Origin of the sequence: Desulfovibrio subterraneus (genome assembly GCF_013340285.1) — a bacterium.
GTDB classification, from domain to species: domain Bacteria; phylum Desulfobacterota; class Desulfovibrionia; order Desulfovibrionales; family Desulfovibrionaceae; genus Halodesulfovibrio; species Halodesulfovibrio subterraneus.
On record NZ_BLVO01000013.1, the window covers coordinates 500,995 to 522,453 of the forward strand.

General features: G+C 56.4%; 20 protein-coding genes. 13 read left to right on the forward strand and 7 right to left on the reverse strand.

The annotated features are described in order from the left end of the window. Positions 1-91: 91 nt before the first annotated feature. Complete coding sequence (locus tag HUV30_RS09170) at positions 92-1,054, forward strand: calcium/sodium antiporter (protein ID WP_174405139.1); 963 nt, start codon at positions 92-94, stop codon at positions 1,052-1,054. 334 nt (positions 1,055-1,388) lie between these two features. Here the strand turns inward: HUV30_RS09170 and HUV30_RS09175 are convergent, their stop codons facing one another. Next, positions 1,389-3,407 (reverse strand): S16 family serine protease, encoded by a 2,019-nt coding sequence (locus tag HUV30_RS09175; protein WP_174405140.1) that lies wholly within the window; start codon positions 3,405-3,407, stop codon positions 1,389-1,391. 326 nt (positions 3,408-3,733) lie between these two features. Here HUV30_RS09175 and HUV30_RS09180 point away from each other — a divergent pair, with 326 nt between their 5' ends. From HUV30_RS09180 to HUV30_RS09205, 6 genes are all read left to right on the forward strand, one after another. Further along, complete coding sequence (locus HUV30_RS09180; protein WP_174405141.1) at positions 3,734-4,216, forward strand: putative universal stress family protein; 483 nt, start codon at positions 3,734-3,736, stop codon at positions 4,214-4,216. 73 nt (positions 4,217-4,289) lie between these two features. Further along, positions 4,290-4,457, forward strand: coding sequence for a hypothetical protein (locus HUV30_RS09185; protein ID WP_174405142.1), 168 nt, complete (start codon positions 4,290-4,292; stop codon positions 4,455-4,457). 51 nt (positions 4,458-4,508) lie between these two features. Further along, the gene (locus tag HUV30_RS09190) at positions 4,509-4,820 is read left to right on the forward strand and encodes a hypothetical protein (RefSeq protein WP_174405143.1); all 312 of its coding nucleotides are present in this window, start codon (positions 4,509-4,511) and stop codon (positions 4,818-4,820) included. Positions 4,821-4,847: 27 nt separating this feature from the next. Further along, positions 4,848-5,918 (forward strand): sulfite exporter TauE/SafE family protein, encoded by a 1,071-nt coding sequence (locus HUV30_RS09195; RefSeq protein ID WP_174405144.1) that lies wholly within the window; start codon positions 4,848-4,850, stop codon positions 5,916-5,918. Positions 5,919-5,957: 39 nt separating this feature from the next. Then, positions 5,958-6,812, forward strand: a complete 855-nt coding sequence (locus HUV30_RS09200) for a universal stress protein (RefSeq protein ID WP_174405145.1) — start codon at positions 5,958-5,960, stop codon at positions 6,810-6,812. 5 nt (positions 6,813-6,817) lie between these two features. Further along, the gene (locus HUV30_RS09205) at positions 6,818-7,252 is read left to right on the forward strand and encodes a hypothetical protein (protein WP_174405146.1); all 435 of its coding nucleotides are present in this window, start codon (positions 6,818-6,820) and stop codon (positions 7,250-7,252) included. Positions 7,253-7,488: 236 nt separating this feature from the next. On the opposite strand, the gene HUV30_RS09210 is transcribed toward HUV30_RS09205, so the two are convergent. Both HUV30_RS09210 and HUV30_RS09215 read right to left on the reverse strand, forming a co-directional pair. Then, positions 7,489-8,688: an AI-2E family transporter gene (locus tag HUV30_RS09210; protein ID WP_174405147.1), complete on the reverse strand. Its 1,200-nt coding sequence runs from the start codon at positions 8,686-8,688 to the stop codon at positions 7,489-7,491. A gap of 21 nt (positions 8,689-8,709) precedes the next feature. Next, on the reverse strand, positions 8,710-8,892 hold the full coding sequence (locus tag HUV30_RS09215; RefSeq protein ID WP_174405148.1) for a hypothetical protein: 183 nt from the start codon (positions 8,890-8,892) through the stop codon (positions 8,710-8,712). A 281-nt stretch (positions 8,893-9,173) separates the two neighbouring features. Between HUV30_RS09215 and HUV30_RS09220 the strand changes: the two genes are divergently transcribed. Further along, positions 9,174-9,377 carry a hypothetical protein gene (locus tag HUV30_RS09220; RefSeq protein ID WP_174405149.1) on the forward strand — a complete coding sequence of 68 codons (204 nt, stop codon included), beginning with the start codon at positions 9,174-9,176 and terminating at the stop codon, positions 9,375-9,377. Positions 9,378-9,626: 249 nt separating this feature from the next. On the opposite strand, the gene HUV30_RS09225 is transcribed toward HUV30_RS09220, so the two are convergent. From HUV30_RS09225 to HUV30_RS09235, 3 genes are all read right to left on the reverse strand, one after another. After that, complete coding sequence (locus tag HUV30_RS09225) at positions 9,627-10,664, reverse strand: hypothetical protein (protein WP_174405150.1); 1,038 nt, start codon at positions 10,662-10,664, stop codon at positions 9,627-9,629. Position 10,665: 1 nt separating this feature from the next. Further along, complete coding sequence (gene mazG, locus HUV30_RS09230; protein ID WP_174405151.1) at positions 10,666-11,460, reverse strand: nucleoside triphosphate pyrophosphohydrolase; 795 nt, start codon at positions 11,458-11,460, stop codon at positions 10,666-10,668. Between the two features lie 67 nt (positions 11,461-11,527). Continuing rightward, a complete protein-coding gene (locus tag HUV30_RS09235) occupies positions 11,528-11,998 on the reverse strand; it encodes a CvpA family protein (RefSeq protein ID WP_174405152.1) in 471 nt (156 codons plus the stop codon). Between the two features lie 276 nt (positions 11,999-12,274). Here HUV30_RS09235 and HUV30_RS09240 point away from each other — a divergent pair, with 276 nt between their 5' ends. From HUV30_RS09240 to HUV30_RS09255, 4 genes are all read left to right on the forward strand, one after another. Continuing rightward, on the forward strand, positions 12,275-13,531 hold the full coding sequence (locus HUV30_RS09240) for an HDOD domain-containing protein (RefSeq protein ID WP_174405153.1): 1,257 nt from the start codon (positions 12,275-12,277) through the stop codon (positions 13,529-13,531). Further along, positions 13,524-14,408 carry a PAS domain-containing protein gene (locus tag HUV30_RS09245; RefSeq protein WP_174405154.1) on the forward strand — a complete coding sequence of 295 codons (885 nt, stop codon included), beginning with the start codon at positions 13,524-13,526 and terminating at the stop codon, positions 14,406-14,408. The genes HUV30_RS09240 and HUV30_RS09245 overlap by 8 nt, the downstream gene beginning before the upstream one ends. Positions 14,409-14,442: 34 nt before the next feature. Next, the gene (locus tag HUV30_RS09250) at positions 14,443-14,667 is read left to right on the forward strand and encodes a MoaD/ThiS family protein (protein WP_174405155.1); all 225 of its coding nucleotides are present in this window, start codon (positions 14,443-14,445) and stop codon (positions 14,665-14,667) included. 103 nt (positions 14,668-14,770) lie between these two features. After that, a complete protein-coding gene (locus HUV30_RS09255; RefSeq protein ID WP_174405156.1) occupies positions 14,771-17,407 on the forward strand; it encodes a bifunctional diguanylate cyclase/phosphodiesterase in 2,637 nt (878 codons plus the stop codon). 15 nt (positions 17,408-17,422) lie between these two features. On the opposite strand, the gene recQ is transcribed toward HUV30_RS09255, so the two are convergent. Next, the gene (gene recQ, locus HUV30_RS09260) at positions 17,423-19,717 is read right to left on the reverse strand and encodes a DNA helicase RecQ (RefSeq protein WP_174405157.1); all 2,295 of its coding nucleotides are present in this window, start codon (positions 19,715-19,717) and stop codon (positions 17,423-17,425) included. Between the two features lie 140 nt (positions 19,718-19,857). Here recQ and HUV30_RS09265 point away from each other — a divergent pair, with 140 nt between their 5' ends. Beyond that, complete coding sequence (locus tag HUV30_RS09265) at positions 19,858-21,402, forward strand: S1 family peptidase (RefSeq protein ID WP_174405158.1); 1,545 nt, start codon at positions 19,858-19,860, stop codon at positions 21,400-21,402. Positions 21,403-21,459: the final 57 nt, after the last annotated feature.

The window sequence follows — 21,459 nt, forward strand, 5'->3', positions numbered from 1 at the left end:
AGTTGAACATCAGCTTTTCCATGACCTTGCGAAAGGCATACGCTCCGCTTTGCCGGGCAGGGTCCATATATACTCATAATAGGAGATTCCCGTGCTTGTTTCTGTGATTGTGTTGATTCTGGGATTGATTCTGCTCGTCTGGGGCGCCGACCGGTTTGTCGATGGTGCTGCATCGTTTGCCTCGCATCTGGGCATGTCGCCCCTTCTCATCGGCATGGTGGTGGTTGGATTTGGTACGTCAATGCCCGAACTTGTCGTGTCGGTGTTTTCCGCTGTTGAAGGAAACGCAGGCCTCGCTCTCGGCAACGTGATCGGATCGAACATCGCGAATATTTCCCTCATCCTTGGTGTTTCGGCCATTATGCGGCCCATTATGGTGCACTCGCATGTGCTGAAGAAAGAACTGCCCATTCTGTGCGGCGTGACGCTTGTCGCTGTGCTGCTGATTATGGATGGCACGTTCTCCGGTGCAGATGCATGGGTGCTCATTCTGCTTTTTGCGGGCCTGATGGGCTGGACCTTATGGCAGGGGATGAAGGAAAAGAACGATACCCTCGGCACTGCGGTCGATCAGGATATGTCGACCAGAAGAATGCCCATGAACCGTTCCATCCTGTGGCTTGTGATCGGTCTGGGCTGTCTGCTGGCGAGCTCGCGCGCACTGGTCTGGGCGGCAACGGATATCGCACGCAGCCTCGGCATAGATGATTTGGTCATCGGTCTTACCGTTGTGGCTGTGGGTACCTCTCTGCCGGAGCTGGCTTCTTCCTTTGTGGCGGCCCGTAAGGGGGAAGACGATATCGCCATCGGCAACGTTCTTGGTTCCAACCTCTTCAACATCCTTGCGGTGCTTGGCATCTCCGGAGCCATCAGCCCCATGGCCGTACCGGATGGTGTGCTCGGGCGCGACTGTGTCATCATGTCGCTTCTTACTCTGTCGCTTTTTGTGCTGGGCTACGGGTTCGGCAGGCAGGGGCGCATCAACCGGTTTGAGGGTTGCGCTCTGCTGGCCGTGTTTGTCGGCTATACCGCGTGGCTGATTATGATGCCGTAAACCGGCTGTATCAGGCAACGACGCAGGGGACAGGGCGGATGGCGAACATCCGGACACTGTAATCTGACAGAATAGAATAAACGGCCGCATCCATGAAAGTGGATGCGGCCGTTCTGACTGCTGACAAAGTCATTTCTGGTATTTTCTGACTCCGCCGGGCAGGAACCTAACGTTCCTGCACCTCGTATACGTGATGAAAATTCGTTTTTGGAACCTCTTCTTCAGCTTAACGGGAATATGGTTTTACTGAAAACGAGGGGTAGTCATTAACCTGAAACGGCCGCATCCGGAAAAGTGGATGCGGCCGTATTCATTTGTTCTGTAATGGGGACTATCAGGGCTTCGGCAGCAGCACGGCCTCTACAGCCATTTCAATATTGCTCACAAAAAGCAGTTCCACGGCGTTTCGCACTTCCTCATCCATCGCCATCATTTCATCCCTGTTACGTTCGGGCAGCACTGCCAGACGTACACCGGCCTGTTGTGCGGCGAGCACCTTTTCGCGCAGGCCGCTCACGGGCAGCACGCGCCCGCTCAGGGTAAATTCGCCCGTAAGGGCCACATCCCGCCGTGCGGGGCGTCCGGTAAGCAGGGATATGAGCGCCATGCAGATGGTCATGCCTGCAGAGGGGCCATCTTTGGAAATGGCTCCGGCAGGAATGTGCACGTGAATGTCGGAAGATTCGAAAAAGTCTTCGTTAATGCCGAACTGGGCGGCATTGCTGCGCAGATAGCTGAGCGCGGTCTGGGCAGATTCCTTGAGAATGTCGCCCAGCGAACCGGTCATGATGAGCTGGCCGCTGCCTTTCATGCGGGCGGTTTCTATGAAGATGATATGGCCGCCGTTTTCACTCCAGACAAGGCCGGTGGTCACGCCTGCAATGGGTTTGGCCGTTGCCGCTTCCAGCGAATATTTGGGATGGCCGAGGAGGGAGTGAATGTCGCTTGGCTGCACTGTCAGCGGGATCTGACGTTCCTTCTGCAGAATCTGCAGGTTCAACTTGCGGCATACCCCGCCAATTTCTCTGTTCAGGCTGCGCAGACCCGCGCCTCGGGTGTAGCCGTGCAGCAGGGTATCCATTGCCTCTGAAGTGAAGGATATGTCGTCCGGCGTATAGCCTGTTGCGCGCACTTGTCTGGGCGCAAGGTATTCAAGGCCTATGCGCCGTTTTTCGCCCAGCGTGTAGCAGGAGAAGGGAATGGTCTCCATGCGGTCGCGCAGTGGGCCGGGCAGGTTCTCCAGCATGTTCGCGGTGGTAATGAACATGACCCGGGAAAGATCGAAGGGAATGTCGAGGTAGTAGTCGAGGAAATGCCTGTTCTGTTCGGGGTCCAGAATTTCGAGCAGAACGGATGCCGGATCACCACGGAAGTCTTGCCCTATCTTGTCTATTTCATCGAGCATGAACACGGGGTTGTTCACGCCGCACTTGTTCAGCTCACTGATGATGCGTCCGGCCATGGCCCCCACATAGGTGCGTCTGTGGCCGCGCAGTTCTGCCTCATCCCGCATGCCCGCAAGAGAAAGACGGATGAACTTGCGTTGCAGCGCGTTGGCAACGGAACGCCCGATGGACGTCTTGCCCGTGCCGGGAGGGCCGGTGAAGCAGAGAATGGGGCCGGAAACGGAACATGCCTGCGTCTTTCTGTCCAGAATATCGCGCACCGTGTCGCGCAGAATGTCCAGATTGAGCGGCTTGGGCAGGTAGTGAGCCGCGCCCTTGCGCAGCGCATCCACGGCATTGTCCACGGTGGCGTAGCCCGTGACGATGATGAGTTGGGTGTCCGGCCATTCCACGCGCACCCGCTCTAGCAGGCCGAGACCATCCACCTTTTGCATTTTCAGGTCGGTGACGATGCAGTCCACATGGGTTTTGGCGAGAATATCCAGCGCTTCCTGCCCGTTAGAGGCCGTAAGGACATCGCACGAAAGCTTGCCCACCGAATAGGCCATGTTGTCGCGGGAGATGTCTTCGTCGTCCACTACAAGCACCGTGTTCCGGCGCAGATGGCAGGTAATGTTGGAAGCAAGGTATTCCAGCACGCGCTGCTTCACCAGAGACAGGCCGAAGTGTTCCTGATCAAGCACTTCGGCCGCGTGGGCCAGATGCAGGTTGTCCTGCGAGGATGTGAGCCATGGCAGCGCGAGCAGAAATTCTATGTAGTTGATGCCCAGTCCGTATTCCGCAACGGAAGGGTCCATCCGCTCAAGCTTCTCAATTTCATTCTGCGCAATTCTCCGAACGTTTTCCGGAAGCCGCACCGTCGCCACTGCATTTCGCAGCTCGGAGTGCTGGTTCGGTTCCGCAGCCGGAGCTGCCGGCTTGGGCTCACTTCGCGTGAACAATCCCATATATGCCGTCCTTTTGAAAAAAGTGATGTGTGGCGAATGGATGCGTCTGAAGCATAGCATCGGGTGACATTGAGTGCCATGTTTTCTTGCTGCTGCAATTTGCAGCGAGCCAAGGGGGTATTTTTATGTGACAAGCATGGTTTGCTGCAATTTGCAGCAGTAGATTCCGCGAGCGATGCACTTTGCATCGCTTTTTGCGTTCCAGGGGGTGGCGTTTTCTTCAAAAAATTAAATTAAAACAAATAGTTAGTTGTATGGCACGCCATATGCTTAGGGAAGGCTAGAAACACGCCGGAGACGGCACAACACGCGAGCAGGTCAGTTCCATGAAGATAATGAAAGCGCTTGAGAAAATAGCAACAGCAGTTGCCTTTGCAGAAGCTGGAGAATGGGACTCTGCGCTGGATATCATGCACTCGGACAAGACCTCTAAAAAGATCCTCATCGCCTACGAAGGTGAACCGGATAACAGGCGCATCATCGAATACGCCATTGGAATTGCGGAACGTGTGAAGTGCGACATGCTGTTCTCATATGTAGCAACAAAGAAGAAGGCTGAGAGCCTGACTCAGGAATACATTGAGATGGTGAACAAAACTTTCAATGAGGCATTTGAAAGAGAAGTTGAAGCTCTTCAGATGAACGGAAAGAACATCAATTTTCAGCATGTTGTGGTTTCCAGCGAGTTTTACGAGGCAGTCAATTCGATTTGCAGAGAAGTGAAGAAGATAGAGTTTGTCATACTTGGTTGCAGCGAAAGAAATGCTGCCAGGTTGCGGCTCAATGTTCCCTACTTCTTCTTCAAATAAAGCAGACGATGCGCGTAGCAGAGTCTGCGGATGAACGGGTGCAAATCATACGCTTTAACAGAAGGAGGGCGTCATGAGTCTGTTCAAAACTTTGGAAAACGTGTTCGCGGCTGTTGCCTTTGCAGAAAAGGGCGATTTTGAAACGGCTATCTTCATTGCCAGTGGCAAGACGGCAAAGGAAGAGCGGGTGAAGGCCCAGCCGAAGAAGCAGGCAGACAAGAGAGCCCGCCTGCGCGCCTGATGAACTGGTTGCAGCACATGTAGACGGAGCAAAGCACAAGGAGGAGTTGTGATGACCACTGTTCAGGAAAGAAAGAAAAAGGCGAAAGGGCAGGCGCTGATTTTCGGTGCCATGAGTGCAGCACTGTATGCGGGTGCCTTTGTATACGCAGATTCCATGGTGACCCTGTTCGCCAAGGGCGGGTTGTACACTGCACTGCCTATCGCCACGGTGTTTCTGTTCTCGTACGTGCACGGCAATTTCACGGGCTATGTGTGGACAGCCCTTGGAATCGAGGCTTCTGCCAAGGCCGGACGTGCTGCAGAAAAGGCCGGTGCAGCAAAGCGCACCGATTCCCGTAACCGTGCGACCATGACCGCGTAACCCGACAGGATAGTCAGGAGAATTCCCATGCATGATATGTTAGCTGAAAACCTGCGCTTCGTTGACCTTACGCTGGTCGGCGTCCTGTTCCTGTTCTTTGTCGGCTTTGTCGGCGGTCTTGTCAGCGGCTTTATCGGGTCCGGCGGCGCATTTGTTCTTACTCCCGGCATGATGAGCCTTGGTGTTCCCGGCCCCGTGGCCGTAGCCAGCAACATGTGTCACAAGTTTCCCAAGGCCCTTGTCGGCGCCATAAAGCGCTACAAGTACGGTCAGGTGGACATCAAGATGGGGCTTATCATCGGTGTGTCCGCTGAAATTGGCGTGCAGATCGGCATTCAGGTTCAGAAGTTCATTCTTGAGCAGTGGGGCCAGGCCGGTTCCAACCTGTATGTATCCTTCGCCTTCGTATTCGTTCTGGTAACTGTGGGCAGCTTCGTTCTGAAGGATGCGCTCCAGACCAAGCGTTCCGGCGGTGAAGAGCACGTTACCATGCTTGCCAAGCGCCTGCAGTCCATTGAGCTGTGGCCCATGATGAACTTTCAGACCAGCAAGATCCGCATTTCTTTCTGGTTCACCGCACCCGTAGGCCTTGCCGCAGGGCTGCTGGCAGCAACCATCGCTGTCGGCGGTTTTGCAGGTGTTCCCGGCATGATCTACATCATCGGCCTTTCCAGCCTCATGGCCTCTGCAACCGAACTGGTTGTGGCGTTTGTCATGGGTCTGGGCGGCACCATGGTGTGGGCTTTCTACGGCATGGTGGACATCCGCCTTACCCTGATTATTCTGGCTGGTTCCCTGTTCGGCGTGCAGCTTGGCGCCATTGGTACCACCTATGTGAAGGACTATGCCATCAAGTTCGTTATGGCCACCATCATGCTGATTGTTGCTTTCAGCCGTGGCCTTGCCATTCCCAAGTATCTGAACCAGCTTGAAGTCATCAACTGGGATGCCGACCTCATCAGCATCATGAGCAAGGTGAGCTTCGGTCTCATGTGCTTTGCACTGCTTGTGGGCGCGTTCATTATCCTCAAGGCCATGATCCTGGGCCGTCGCGCTGAACGGCAGCTTGAAATGGAAGGAACGGTCACCCACGCGTAAGCGGGTGTTGAACATCGGCAGGGAAGGTGGGAGGAGCGTATGTACAAGAAGGTACTCGTAGCATTCGACGGAACCGACTCGGCGACCAACGTGCTGGAACAGGCACTGGTTCTGGCCCGTTCGGAAAATGCTGCCGTCGATATCGTGACCGTCATCCCCGGCTACCAGGGAGACCTCAGACTGCTGGGTAACTCCCGTGTGCTCACCGAAATGCATAGCCACTACCAGACCTGTCTCGATTCCGCTATCAAACTGGCTCTGGCCCGCAATGTGCGGGCCAGAGCCCATCTTCGCACCGGCGAACCGCCGGAAGAGATTCTTCGCACAGCCGAAGAAGTGGGGGCTGATCTTGTCGTCATAGGCAAGCGTGCCCGTTTTCTGTTGGATTCCATGCCCGTGGGGCTGGTTGCTGACGATGTCGTCCGCCAGAGCGATGTGGATGTGCTTATCATCGCCGGTGACAAAAAGTTGGGCCTGGAGCGCATTTTTCTTGCCTACGACGGAACGGAAGGCGCAGACATTGCCGCCCGTCAGGCAAGTGCACTTGCCGCCAGATACGGTGCTGTCCTGTACATAGGCATGACCTATGAAATGGACATGGAAGCCTTCAGCCTTGCTCCTGAACTGGAAGAGGCGCTGCACCGCAAGGCTCGTTCTGCCATTGACGCTGCTGTGGAGCTGGCACGCAAGGCGGATGTGAAGCAGGTAGAGCCTGTTATCCGTCATGGCAACCCTTCCTATAAGACCCTTATTGAAGAAGCCGCCGCGCGTAAGGCGGGACTGCTTGTGGCCGGAGCCAGCGGAAGGGGCAGCCTTTCCCGTGTGCTGCTGGGCAGTGTGACGAGAAGGATGATTTCCATGAGCACCTGTCCGTTGCTGATAGTAAAGGAGTAGCTGATATGAACACCGCGAATCAGGAACCGGAAGCTGCAACGATGCAGCAGTCCATGCCTGTCACCACAGAAGCGGCCGAGCTGGATGCGAATATGGCAGCACCCCGCAATTCTGCTGACCTGTCTGCAGAACAGAGCGCAGAGCCGGCCGAAGAAGAGTTTGCGGTGATCTACCGGTACCTCGAAACGGAATCCGGCAAGGAAATTGCCGCGGAATCCGTGGTATGGGATGAGCCCGAACTGAGCGAAGGGGCCGTGGTGCACGCGGTGTCGGCTGAAGGTGCCAAGCAGCATTACACCGTAGACAGCATGAGCGGCGAGGAAACCGTCACTGTGTATCTGAAGAAGGCCCGCAACACGCTCTGGCGTCTGGTGCTTCTCGGGGTGCTCCTTACAGCCTGCTGGTTTGCCATCGACTTTATCGTCGGAAAGATATTTTAGCGATTCCCGCACATACTGCGTTTCTTGCAGCGCCGGCGGGGTTTGACCTCCTTCGCCGGCGACCCGGAAAGCCCTTCAATCAGCGGAAGGGCTTTTTCGTTTCTACGCTCAAGCGAAAGAGGGAGTGTCACTATTGAGTATGCAACGTGGCAACGTGGTTGTGTGCCGATACGGTATGCAGAAAAGGCCGGACAGCATGTACTGTCCGGCCTTGTTCGTATAAGCGGTGATTGGTCCTATTTCTTGGTGGGGAGTGGGGGCTTTTCGCCCAGCACATCGGCAAATTCCTCACCGTAAATAGTGAGCATGACCATGAAGAAGCTGAGAATGAGCGGGCCGTAGAGAATGCCAAGAATGCCGAATGCCTTGATGCCGCCGAGAATGGACATGAAGATGAAAAATACTGAGACGCGTGCGCTGTCCTTCATGAAATAGGGCCGCAGAAAACTGTCTATGGCCGCAACGGGCAGGGCGCACCACAGCAGCAGAAAGAGTGCGCTTTGCCATTCGTCCACGATAAGCAGGTAGAGGCTGGCGGGTATCCACACAAGGCCGGTGCCCACAACGGGAATAAGGGAGCAGAAGCCCATGACGGTACCCCAGAACAGGGCGGGAATGCCCACCATGGCAAGGCCGAATCCGCCTACAATACCCTGCAGCACTGCAACGAGCAGGCCCCCTACCAGAACCGAGCGGGAAACCTGACGCAGCGTGTTGATAATGTTGTCTTCCTGTTCCTCGCGCATGGGGCAGAGGTATTTCACTGCGGCCAGCATCTTTTTGCCGTCCTTAAGCAGGAAAAAGACCATCAGCAACATGAGCAGGAAGTGGAAGAAAAAGGTCACCGTATCACCAAGGGCGCTGGTGGCGAAGGATATGACTGCCTGCCCCGCAGACTTGGAAAACAGGGTGACGTTGTGTTTGATATCCAGTTCAAGCGGGTCGATGAACGGCAGCTTCTGTTGCAGCCACTGCATGGCAGACAGTATGCCGCTTTGGTTCGTCAGCTGATCAAAGTCGGTTATCCGTATCCAGTCGTTCACGGCGCGGATGCTGTCTACAGCCTGCGGAATGAGGCCGGAGAGGAACACCGTGACCGGCAGGGCGAAGCAGACTACCAGAATGCCGATGACAGAACCGGAGGCCAGCATGTCCCTGTTGCCGACTCTTGCGAGAATGCGGTTGTAGAGGGGCGAGAAACTGGCAGCTATGACAATGGAGATGATGCCCGTATGCATGAACGGCCTGATGACGCCGTACATGAGATACAGGGAGAGAAGTACCAGAACTATCAGGAAGTAACCGTATAATCCCTGTCGCGAGAAAGTACGTGAGAACTGGGCAAGGGGACCTGCCAGTTCCTCCTGTTCCTGCAGTTCCTGTTGTGCCTGCTTTTCGCAGTCGCTGTCGTTCGGGGAATGCGTGTTTTCGGTCATGGTCGGATGGCGTCCGTGGGGCTACATGGCTCCGGCAGGTTTGCCAGCAAGACCGCAGTAGCCGGGGTCGGTTTCGTCTTTGCGTTGAGGGTTCTTGAAACGCCACATCATGCAGGCTTCTCCCTGACAGAATTTCATCTTGTCGTCGGAAGTCTTGAGCAGCGGGCACGTTTTAAATCGGGCTTCCTTTTCGGGCAACAACATTTCCACCTCCTTTCACTTTCGTTTTCAGGGGAGCAGGGGCTTTGTTTCCATGTTTGTTGCATCCCGGTTTCTTGTGCGGCGTTCTTCCGCATTCCGGGAGGAGGAAACAGCTGGAGCAGGTTCAGTGCAAAATACTACGCCAAACGGTGTGCCTTTGCACCAGATTTCGCTTTTGGCCTTCCGAGCCGGAAAAATATTATTTTTCCCCTAAAGGAATTGGCACAGAGCCCGATAAGCAGGTTGAACAGGGAAATAATAATCTCTGAACAGGAGGGGATACTATGGAACTTGATGCGCTTAAAGGTGGTGCGGAAGGCGCCGCCAATGTGCTGGAGATGCAGCGTATGGCCCAGACGGAAAACCGCATGGGCCCGCAGGATCAGAACAGACTTGCACACCGTGAACAGCAAGGGGAGGGCGCTGCCCGTCCTCAGAGCGGTGTTGCCATTCAGGGGCTGGGCGAAAACCTGAACCTGATGGTTTAGCCTGCCTTGCCACATCCCGTTGCAGAAAGCGGAGCCTTAAGGCTCCGCTTTGTTTTTGGTCTGTGCCTGTTCTGTCTGCGCTGTGCTATGGGCTGGTTGCAATTCGTTCAGGACCGAGCGAAGTGCAGCTCGTTGTACCCGTCGGCGCCCATCTCGTCCGGGGGGCGCAACTGGCATGTGATGCAAACCCGTTATCTGCTGCGCCCAGGCCAGCTATCTGACCAGCTATCTGGTCAGCTATTTGTCCAGCTATCTGTCCAGCAGCGAAAGGGTGCGCATGACATCAGTCATGTCCGCAGGATCAACCGTGCCGTAGTCGGCTTCCCGCATATCTTCATCAAATCCGGCAGGTCTGCCGAACACGGCAAGGCTGACGCGCTCCATGATACGAATCTGCTCACGGGCGTCATCTTCGTGCACAAAGGGAGCCTGCGCGCCCTGCATCATGATAAGGTCCATGGAGTAGCGCTGCAGGCGTTCCGTGAATTCCTGCGACTGCCGCAGTGCCTTGTTCAGGCGCTGGTGGCGCTTGTGCAGATGGTGCCACGGGTCAGCCTCGCGGTCGGTACTGCCTGCCCTGTCCGCTTCCGCTGATGATCCGCCTTGTTGCGGTTGGAACACGATATTCTTCGGCAGCGAAGAAAGAAAATGCAGCCAGAAAGCCAGCGTGGGGGTATAGGCGGGGTCACCCGACGGGTAGTGTTCAAGAAAGGCCAGCAGCAGTGATTCGAATGCGCTTTCAAACCGAAGATGTGCGGCCTTGATGCTGCAGCGTATGCCGGTTGCCGTTTGCGAAGGGTGGAGCCGTGCTATGCACAGCCTGACCTGTTCGGACAGGGCAACATCCAGATGCAGCCTGCGCACGGTATCCCGCCATATGTAGTCGGGGATGTCGAATTGTATGGGGGCTCCCTCCGGCATGTGGAGCAGGCATGGCGGCGCAGCCTGTTCAAGCAGGGTCGTCAGCCGGTTTATTTCTTCGTCAGGGAACGTATTCGGAAAATGTGAAAGCGCAGGCCCGGAGGCCTGCGCATGCATGGATACATTTTCACCGGGATGCAGAATGCCGTCCAGTTCGTACAGAAGCGGCGCATCTGGAAAGAGCAGGAATTCGGCAAAGGTTTCGAAATCGGGGTGTTCCGGCGAGAGCACTTCCCGCAGGATGTCTGCATCGTGTCCGCCGAGCACTGTGTCCGCGTAGCGGCGCACATCGTCCGAGAGGCTGCGACCGTTTTCGAGCCATGTAATTATGGCGTCGAATATGGCCTGCGTGGAGGGATGCGGCATGTTACGCCCCCTTCTTCACCTCGTCCCACAGCGCGTCCATCTCGGAGAAGGAAAGGTCGGCAAAGACCTTGCCGCGGCTGCGGGCCAGAGCTTCCATCCGCTCGAACCGGTCGAGGAACTTGATATTGGTGTTGTTCAGGGCGGCGTTGGCCTTGAGTCCCTTGCGGCGTCCGAGTTCCACCATGGTGAAGAGCACGTCGCCGAATTCGCGTTCCTGCGCGTCCTTGTCATCCGTTGCGCATGCGGCGTTAAATTCCTGCCATTCTGATTCCAGTTGTCTGTCCACGGCGGCATCGTCCGGCCAGGTAAAGCCTATGCGCGCGGCCTTGGAATTCAGGCGGTAGGCCTTGAGCAGCGGGGGCAGGCCCTTGGGCAGGCTGTCGAATGCACCCTTGGGCTTGTCTTCTTCGCCTTCCTTCTTTTCGCTGCGCTTGATGCGTTCCCAGTTCGCCCATACATCGGCAATGCTGTTCACGCTGGCATCATCAAAAACGTGGGGATGGCGGCGGATCATCTTTGCGGCGCTTTCCTGCATGGAATCCGCAAGGGAGAATCCCTTGCATTCATACAGGCGGCTTATGAAGAGGATGAGAAACATCACGTCGCCGAGCTCTTCACGCACATCCACTATCTTTCCGCTGCGGATGGCGTCGACGAGTTCAAAAGTTTCTTCAAGCAGGTAGTCGCACAGGCTTTCCGGCGTCTGCTCCTTGTCCCACGGGCATCCGTCGGGGCCGAGCAGTTTTTCTATCACGTCTTTGAGGGCGGTGGTGGCTTCCGATATGGGGCTGGTCATGACTGGCTATCCTTTGCGCGCATCGGAAACGGTGCACGGTTTGGGGGGATGAACGGAAAAAATGCGACTAGAACGAGCGTTCCGGAATGTACTGTTGCAGATAGCTTGTGGCCTGTTGCAGATAGGGAACGGATTTGGAGTTGGTGACGAATTCCGCGTTGGGCAGAAAATACGTGATGCAGGCAAGCAGCACGCAGCAGATGAGCACACCCTTTAAACCGCCCAGCAGCAGTCCTGCCAGATGGTCGAGCCATGCGGCGGGGGTGGAGCCGATGATGGTGTGAATCACCGCCGCCAGCAGAGAGGTGAGCAGTATCACGCCGAGGAATACACCGGCGTAGGAGACAATACCTACCCAAGATTCATCCGTGATGACCTTGTTCACATAGGGCATTGCTTCCGTGTAATACCTGTTTGCCAGCAGAAAACCGCCCACAACGCCTATAATGGCGCCAAGTTCGGTCACGAGCCCGCGGAACAGGCCTCGTATGAGGAAAAAGCCCACGATGACTACAAAGATTATATCGAGTGAGTTCAAGTTTGTTATGTCCGTCACGATATGCTCTCAAAAGGGTTGTCGTTTTCAGGACGCGGAATCAGGCCCCGGCAACAGGACCTCTGCGGCCTCGGGCTGCACATGCATAGCAAAAGTGATCTGTCAGGGGAAGAGAAAGAGAATGGCGGCGGCATTTTCACGAATGAAGAAGCGCATTGCCAAGCCGGTTCATTGTGGCTAAATAATAGTGGCTGCGTATACGGTTGGCGGGCATGGTGGGGCAGGGGAAAGTTTGTATGAATTCAAGACCGGAGAACTATGGGAACTCTTGCATTATCCGCCCTTAAACCGGGTATGAGGCTGTCGGCCGATGTTCTGGACAGAAACGGCCGTAAGCTGCTTTCGTGCGGGGACGTGCTCACCGAGCAGTCTTTGCGCGTGCTCAAGATATGGGGTGTGACTGAAGCGCAGGTTGAAGGTCCGGATACCGGCGACACGTCTTCCTCTGTACCTGATGAAATTCCTGCAGATCTGTACGAAGCCGCCCTTGCGGATACAGGGCACCGCTTCAGGCACAACGATGCCTCGCTGCCTGTCATCAAGGAACTGCGCAATCTCGCCACACTGCATCTGGCCCGGAGAATGACCGCTCTGCGCGCAACCGGAGGCGACCCGCTCTCGCTTGTGCGTCCGGCGCCGGTGGTGCAGCCGGATGGCCCCTGTCCGCCTCCCATGGAAGTGCAGACCCTGCTGCGGGACGACGTGAAGCTGGGATCGCTTCCCTCGGTGTTCCACAAGCTTGTCGAGGTGGTGAACGATTCGCGCAGTTCGGCAACGGACGTGGCGGAAGTTATTGCCAACGACACGGACCTTGTTGCGCGCTTGCTGCGCGTGGTGAACAGTCCCTTCTACGGCATGACCGCGAAAGTGGACACCATCTCGCGTGCCGTAACCGTTGTGGGCAGCAACCAGCTTGTCTCCCTTGCCATGGGCATATCCCTTGTGGCCTCATTCAAGGGTATTCCGGAGCATCTGGTGAGCATGCGCAACTTCTGGGAGCACTCCATCGCCTGTGGCATGGCCGCGCGCATTCTTGCCAGCTACCGCCGCATATCCAACACCGAGCGTTTTTTCGTGGCGGGCATTCTGCACGATATCGGCCGGCTTATCATGTTCAAGCTGATGCCCGTGCATTCCACACATCTTTTCCATACCGCCTATTCGGAAAACAGGATCGTGCAGCAGTGCGAAAAAGACATAATGGGCTTCACGCACGACCGTCTCGGCGGATTGTTGCTCAAGGCATGGCGCTGCCCTGTTTCCCTTGAGAAGAATGTGCGCTATCACCATTTGCCGGGCATGGCTCCCACCGTGCAGGAAGCGGCCATAATGTGCGTGGCGGACGTGACCGCAAACGCCTTCCGTTTCGGTAGCAGCGGCGAGCGTCTGGTGCCCGTGCTTACCCGTGAGACGTGGGAATGTCTTGAGTTGCCTGTCAGCGTGTTGGGACAGGTAGTATTGCAACTGGATTATCAGGTCGCTGAAATCGTACGGTTGATGAATGTCGATGGATAACGCTGCACACCCGACCGGGACACATAGCCTTGAGCAACGGCTCAGGCACCTTGAGGAACAGGCAAGGTTCACGCTTGATGTTCTGGAAATGGCCTCGACTCTGGGCGATTTTCAGACCTGCATCAACAAGCTGCACGAGCCCACAGCCCTTCTGGAAGAGACCATTCTCCGCATAGGCGAGCTGGTGCACTTTTCCGCGTCCGCCTTTTATCTTGTGGATGAAAACAGCTCGGACTTCGCGCTGTCTCTGTGTTCGCCCGTCATGTTCAGGGACATGCTCGATGCGGAAGTGCAGCACCTCATCGACAACGGTGTCTTTGCGCTTGCCGTGCGCGAAAACAGGCCCGTTACCGTGTATTCCCGTGACAACATGTACCGTCTCGTGCTGCACGTACTGGCAACCTCGTCACGTACCAGAGGCATGTTTGTCGGCGTCATGTCCAAGGGCGAGCGCAATCTTTCCGGCATACTCATGTCGCTGCTGTCCATTGTGCTCAAGCACTGTGCCAACGCCATAGAGAGTTTTGAGTTGTACCGCCTGTTCAGGCAGGGTGACCGCGACCAGTACCAGTTCGCGGAATCTCTTCCGCTGCCGGTGGTGGAGCTTTCCGGTACCGGCGAGGTCTTGTTTGCCAACGCCGCTGCGGAGGCGTTGACGCTGAAGCAGGGGGGAACCTTGTTCTCCCGTGTTGCTCCCCGGAGCCAGAGTGCTGTCCGTTCATGGATGGTATCCTGCGCCGGCGGCGAGCCGGTAGGCGAAGTGGCGGTGGAGCTGCTTGATGAGCAGGGCGGTGCACTGGCTGTGGTGCTGCACGCAACGCCGTGGCGGACAAGTGCAACGGATTTGCGGATACGCTGTATTCTGGTGCCTGCATGAGCAGGTAATGTCTGTATGGAGCAATGGTGCCTGTATGAAGATTGAAGTGAAGTGTTTTGCCACCCTGGCGCATCGCGCTCCTGCCGGTGGCATGCTTGAGGTGGAGGCGGGAACGAGCGTGGGCAGTATTATCTCTCTGCTCGGTATTCCTGCTGATGAAGTGAAGATACGCTTTGTGAACGGGGTGCATGTAAATGATGAAGCGCTCGTCTCGGAAGGTGACAGGGTGGGGCTTTTCCCTGCTGTGGGAGGAGGTTAGGCGTTATATTTTTTCCTGAAAGACTGTAGCGGGGAACTGTTGCCTACCTGTCCTCTCGCGGGTATAGTCCATCCGTTTGTGTGCAACGGGGGAGATGGGCTATATGTCGGAGAATAGTGACACTGCTGTAGGCAGTGATATATTTTACATAGATTCCGCCTTGTTCAGGGTGTTTGATTCTGCTTCGACCGGAGTGGCCGTCTATACCTGCGACGGAGCCGTTGTCTATCTTAATGAAGCGTTTGAGCGTCTGGTCGGGCGTGGCCGGAACGAACTGGATTCGTTCCATGCCGGCACCGGCTGCTGCACGGAATCTTTTGCGGAAGAAACTCTGCGTTTCAAGGCCGTTGCAGATGGTCTCAATGTTGGCGGCTCTGTCCGCGTGCGTCTTTCCCGGCCTGACGGGTCCTGCCTTTTTGTCCGTTCCGATCTCTATTCCATCCATGATATTCAGAGTAATACCCGCCTTGTGGTGCGCCAGCTGAGTGAAATCACCGAAGCCAGCGTTCCTTCTGTGCTGGTTGCCGGCGCGCGTCGGGATAAAGCCTATGTGGCCCTGCAGCTTCTTACGCAGGTCATTCTGCGGGAATTCACGCTTAACGGTCTGATGGAAGGCATCCACGGTGTGCTGCGCGAGCTCATGCCCGCGGAAAGCTGCTCCATATCGCTGACCGGCGGACCCGGCACCATTATATCCTCTCCCTATTTCTGCGATATCAAGCGTGAAGCACCCGAGCCCCGTCCTTTCGGCAACGGGCTGACCGAGTTTGTCTACATATGGGGCAAGCCGTTCATGCTCAGGCGTGACGAAATAATGGATATGGAGGCCAAGGGCGTTGTGTGTCCGGCCAGACCTCGCCCTGCCGTATGGCTGGGTGTGCCGCTGCGGACACATGCAGGGGAAAGCGTGGGCGTGCTCACGGTGCGCTGCTATTCGGACGGAGAGGCCTTCACTCCTGAAGATCTGCAGCTGCTCGAACTGATATCCGGCTACGTGGGTGGTGCCATAGAAACCTTCAGGCAGCAGGAGGCCCTGCGGAACAGCGAGGCCCGCTTCCGCGCCGTATTCGAATTTTCCGGGCTGGGTGTATGCACCATAGGCGTTGCGCAGGAGATTATTGAGAGCAACAGGCATGTGGCCGACATGTTTGATACGGACGGTGACAGGCTCATCGGTGCCGATTTTGCCCGTTTCATCATTGATGAGCAGGTGCGGCAGAGCATACGGGACCGGTTTGCCGCTCTGGTTGCAGGGGCGGAAGAAAGCTTCACCGAGACGGCGGAATGCGCCGTTTCAGGTGCGGCACGTTTCTGGTGCCGCATGTCGTTTACCTCTGTCCGCGATGCCAACGGCGACTTCTCTTTTTCGGTTGTGCTGCTTGAGGATGTGACGGAGCACAAGCTTTCTGACGACAGGCTTATGCACATGGCCTTTCATGATGCGCTGACACGGCTGCCCAACCGTACGCTGTTCATGGATCGTCTCAGCAACGCCATCCGCAGGGCCCGCCGTCATGAGGATTATCACTTTGCCGTGCTGTTCATGGATATGGACCGGTTCAAGGTGGTGAACGACAGCATGGGCCATAAGGCGGGGGACGAACTGCTCAAGCAGTTTGCCCTGCGTGTGAGCGGGTGCCTGCGCGAGTCTGATACTTTTGCGCGCTTTGGCGGCGACGAATTTGCCGTGCTTATGGATGATCTGGAAGATGTGCTGCAGGCCCCCCATGTGGTGCAGCGCATTCTGGATTCCCTGAAGGTTCCTTTCAGAGTGGGCGATGTGGAAGTCTTCAGCGCGGTGAGTATCGGTGCGGTGCTGCGGGCGCGGGATTACGAGCGCCCCGAGGATATTCTGCGCGACGCGGATGCCGCCATGTACCGCTCCAAGGAGAATGGTCCGGGCCGGTACGAGATTTACGACCGCACCCTGCATTCCCGCATGCAGGATATGCTGCAGCTTGAAAACTCCATACGCCGCGGGCTTGAGTACTTCGAATTTCACCCCGTGTTTCAGCCGTATGTGACCCTGCAGACGGGCCGTCTGCGTGGTGCCGAAGTGCTTGCGCGCTGGCGGCAGCCCGGTGGCGGTGTCGTGCCGCCTGTCGAGTTCATTCCCGCAGCGGAGGAATCCGGCCTTATTTACGGCCTGGACTGCCAGATGCTGGAATACGGCTGCGCGGCGCTCGCCGATTGGCGCAAGCGGTATACCGGTGCATCTTCCTTTTCCATGAACTTCAACGTATCCGCCGTAACCATGCACCGCTGGAATCTGCTGGAGGTGTTCATGAAAATCGTGTCCGACTCCGGCTGCAGACCCTCGGACATATGCCTTGAAATTACGGAGAATACCCTGCTCAAGGGAGAGGAAGGCGTGACGGACCGCCTGTGGAAGCTGCGTGACCTTGGTGTGCGCATCGCCCTTGACGACTTCGGCACCGGCTACTCATCCTTCAACTATCTGCGCAGTTTTCCTGTGAACATGATCAAGGTGGACAAGATCTTCACGGCCTCCGTGCTGGAAGACAGAGCTTCGCACGGCATTGTGCAGGCCATTGTGAGCCTTGGCAGAGGGCTGGGTATGGAGGTTGTCGCAGAAGGGGTGGAAACCCTTGAACAGGCGCAGATGCTGGCATCGCTGGGATGTGAAGCTGCGCAGGGCTATCTGTATTCCCAGCCGGTGGACCCCGAACGTCTGTTCAGGATGATGGAGCACGGCCGCCTGCCCATGGAAGCCGGCTAAGTCACAGCCGGCTGGCTACCAGTCATCGCCTTCTGCTGTTCCGCCGCGCATCTCCGTGGCAATGCAGCGCAGCAATCCGTAATCGAACCTACCCTTCAGCGCATCAAATGCGCCCCTGAGTCCGGTGCCTGCTCCAATGCTGGCACCAAGCGCCTCTTGTATGTCATGCATGTCGGCGGGACTCAATTGTCCGGTTATTTCCCCGAGTTCCATTTCCTTGAGGCGCAAGGCCTGCGCAAAGTGGCCGTATACGGTTCCGGTGGCAAGGCCGCGCTCGGCGGCAACGGCTTCTGCCGTGCCGAGGGTCTTGAGCATGTCCATGGATGAGCGCACCGTCGCCGTTATGCCCCGGCTGTCGCGGGCAATCTTGCGGCGTTCCTTTTCCGCAGCTCTCTGGGGCAGCGGCGGCGTGTTTTCAGGTTTGCCGTGTTCCGCTTCATGGGCAGCCAGCAGGTCAAGAAACAGCTGGCCGTACATGGCCAGTTTGGCCTGTCCGACACCGTAGAGGTTGCTCAGTTCCTCAAGCGTTGCAGGCCGGTAAGCGGCAAGTTCCATGAGGGTTTTGTCGGGGAAAATGGCGTACGGGGGCACATCCTGTTCTTCAGACAGGCGCAGCCGCTCGTTGCGTAGCGCCTGCAGCAGGGACGATGTGAGCGGATGTGAAAGGGTGGCATGCAGCGCAGCCTCCATTTCCGGTGTGACCCGTCCGTGGGCTGCCGGTGCAGCAAGGGATTCGCGTCGTAGCTGCACTGTCCGGTCGCCCCGCAGCACCTGCCAGCTTTCTTCGTTCAGCAGCAGGCTGCCGTGGCCTTCCATATCCACATCCAGCAGGCCGAGCGCGACCAGTTGACGGAAGACGGATTTCCAGGATTCCTTGGCCAGCTCCTTGCCGCATCCGAAGGTCTTGAATTCGTTATGTCCGTGGTCAGCAACGCGCTTTGTGAGCTTGCCCAGCAGAATATCGGTCAGATGGGCCACGCCGAACCGTTGCCCGGTGCGGTAAACGCAGGAAAGGGCTTTCTGCGCGGCAACTGTGCCGTCCCATGTCTGTGGCGGGGTAATGCAGGTGTCGCAGTTGCCGCAGGAGGTAGCAAGCGGTTCCCCGAAGTAGCCGAGCAGCGCCTTGCGACGGCATTCCACTGTTTCAAGAAAGCCGAGCATGGCGTTGAGTTTCTGATGTTCGATGAAGGAACGCGGGTTTTCTTCCGGCGAGCCGATCATCTTGCGCAGAATAACCACATCGGCCAGGCCGTATGTCATGAAGGCTTCCGCCGGGAGCCCGTCACGGCCTGCGCGCCCTGTTTCCTGATGATAGGCTTCAAGGCTGCGGGGCGGCTCAAGGTGCGCGACAAAACGCACGTTGGGTTTGTCCACGCCCATGCCGAAGGCCACGGTTGCCACCATGACCACCCCTTCTTCCCGCATGAAGCGTTCCTGATTGTGGCTGCGCAGAATGGCCGTCATGCCCGCATGGTATGGCAGGGCGGGTATTCCCGCCGCCTGCAGGGCCTCTGCCGTTTCTTCAACCTTCTTGCGTGAAATGCGGTACACGATGCCTGCTTCGCCCGCATGGCGTTGCCTGATGAAGGCCAGCAGCTGATCAATGCCGCGATCTTTCTGCACTATCGCATAACTGATGTTGGGTCTGTCGAATCCCGTGGAAAAGACCGAGGCTCCGCCAAGTTGCAGATGATCCACAATGTCGCGGCGGGTGGGACCGTCCGCCGTGGCGGTAAGGGCTATGCGGGGAACCTTGGGAAATCGTTCGTGCAGTACGGAAAGCTGCGTGTATTCGGGCCGGAAATCGTGTCCCCACTGGGAAACGCAATGGGCCTCGTCTATGGCGAACAGGGCAATGGGCAACCCGTCCAGACGATTCAGAAACTGCGGAGTCATGAGACGTTCAGGCGCAACGTAGAGCAGGTCGAGCGCTCCGCCGTGCAGGGCTGCTTCCACCTCCCTCTGGCGGGCAGGGGAAAGGCTGGAGTTGAGACAGGCCGCCCTTACACCCATCTGGGTCAGCGCGCTTACCTGATCCTGCATGAGGGCAATAAGCGGCGAGATAACAATGCCGGTACCCTGTCGCATGATGGAGGGAATCTGGTAGCAGAGGGATTTGCCACCCCCTGTCGGCATGAGCACCAGCGCATCGCCTCCGCCGAGCACATGTTCTATCACGCCGTGCTGTTCGCCCTGAAAAGCATGATAGCCGTATACGTGTCTGAGCACGTCCAGAGGGGTGGATAGTTCCGGTGCGTCGGGAGCGGGGACATTGTTTATGAGTGCGTTCTGAATCTGTCTGGTCGGCATGGGCGGACACTAGCCGATTACGCCGGGTACTGGAAGGGGCTTCGGGCTATATCTCGCCATGGGTTGAAGATAGCTTGATCTATCAGGCATCTTTAGTTTACCTCTTGTGTTCGTATTCGGAAATCAATGGGGAGGGTATAGTGCGACGCTGCGTTCTGCTGCTTATTCTGCTGTTTATGGTGGGTTGCAAGGCAACAATGGTGGGTACAAATGCTGAAAGTATCTCCGATATAGAAAACAAACAGGTGGTGGGCGACCAGCGGGTTGTCTTTGTCTCGTATGACGAGGCTATAGACATTGCCGAAGAGGTCGCAAGCCTGAAGTTCCGTTCCGTCAAGGTGAACAAGGCCCGTAACGGCATTGTCGTTCACACCTATGACCCCATGTATGGCGCTTTCATAGGCCGGATAGAACCCGTTGTGCTGTATATCCCGAAGACGCAGGAATACGGCATTACTTTTCTGATGTATGGAAAAGGAGACGGTTTCTGGGACGGAACACTCACTCCAAAGACTTTTCTGAAAGCATTCTATAAAGAACTTGAGGACTACCTTGAGTTCAACGACATAGAAAATACCGTCTACACACAGGCTGAATACACGCAGTCCAAGGGCGTGCCGGTCGAAAAAGCTTCCGCAAGCATTCCGCACGACCCGCAGGCGTTCGCCTTCTGGCTCACCAAGCGTGCGGACCGCGACCCCATGGAAGGTGTGTACGAAGATTCCGCCGGTGATTTCACGCTTGGCATCTACGCCACTCCCAAGGACAGGCAGTACAAATTCAAGGCCGTCATTCTGGAATCCCGCGACCGCAAATGGAAGGTCGGCGAGATTCTTATCAAGTTTAAAAAGTTGGTACCCGGCTCCGTCTGTCTCAGCCGCATTCAGGACAAGCAGGGGACAGAATCCGGTATTGCCTGGAAGGTTGAGCGCAATTCCATTGTCTCGCTGCGCAAACCGCACGGTGACGTTGCCCTGTACAGGGAATCGGATGCAGATCTGCTCGGTACGGGTGGCGCAACCGCCTCACAGGGCGAGGGGCCTGTCATGCGGGTGGGCGACGAAGAGTACCGTCTCATTTCCTCCGGTTCCGTATGGGTTGTCGGGCCCAAATATCTCGTCACTGCAGAGCATGTTGTAGACAGCGATTATGACTACTTTGTCTTTGAAGGAGATGAGATTCGGCAGGTGCGTGTTGTCGCAACTGATAAAGATCTGGATCTGGCAGTGCTCAAGCTCATGGAAGGCACGTTTCAGGCTCCGCCCATTCCCTTGCGTAAGCAGGCAAAGATACCCAACGGTACTCCCGTGCTGGCTATGGGCTTCCCTGAGCTAGGCACGCTGGGAACGGAAATCAAGATAACGGCAGGTATAGTGAACGCCCAGACAGGGTATGCAGGCAAGAGTCAGCAATATCAGATTTCGGCAGAGATTCATCATGGTAACAGCGGCGGTCCCGTCGTCGATGACTGCGGTAACGTTATGGGCGTTGTGAGTTCCGGTATTAGCAAGATGGTAATGGATAACGTGAGTTTTGTTGTTAAATACCAGTTCTTGAAGGCGTTTATGGAGTCCCACAATGTGGATTTCACCGAAAGAGAATCGGTCAAGCCGTTGTCTGCCGTGGAAGTGTTTGAACGCTACTCAAAGTCGGTAATGTTGATTCTGGCGACCGATAAGAAATGATTTTTTCATGCTGCGACAGCGTGTTGTGAATAATTGCCGCAAGTTTGAAACGAAGAG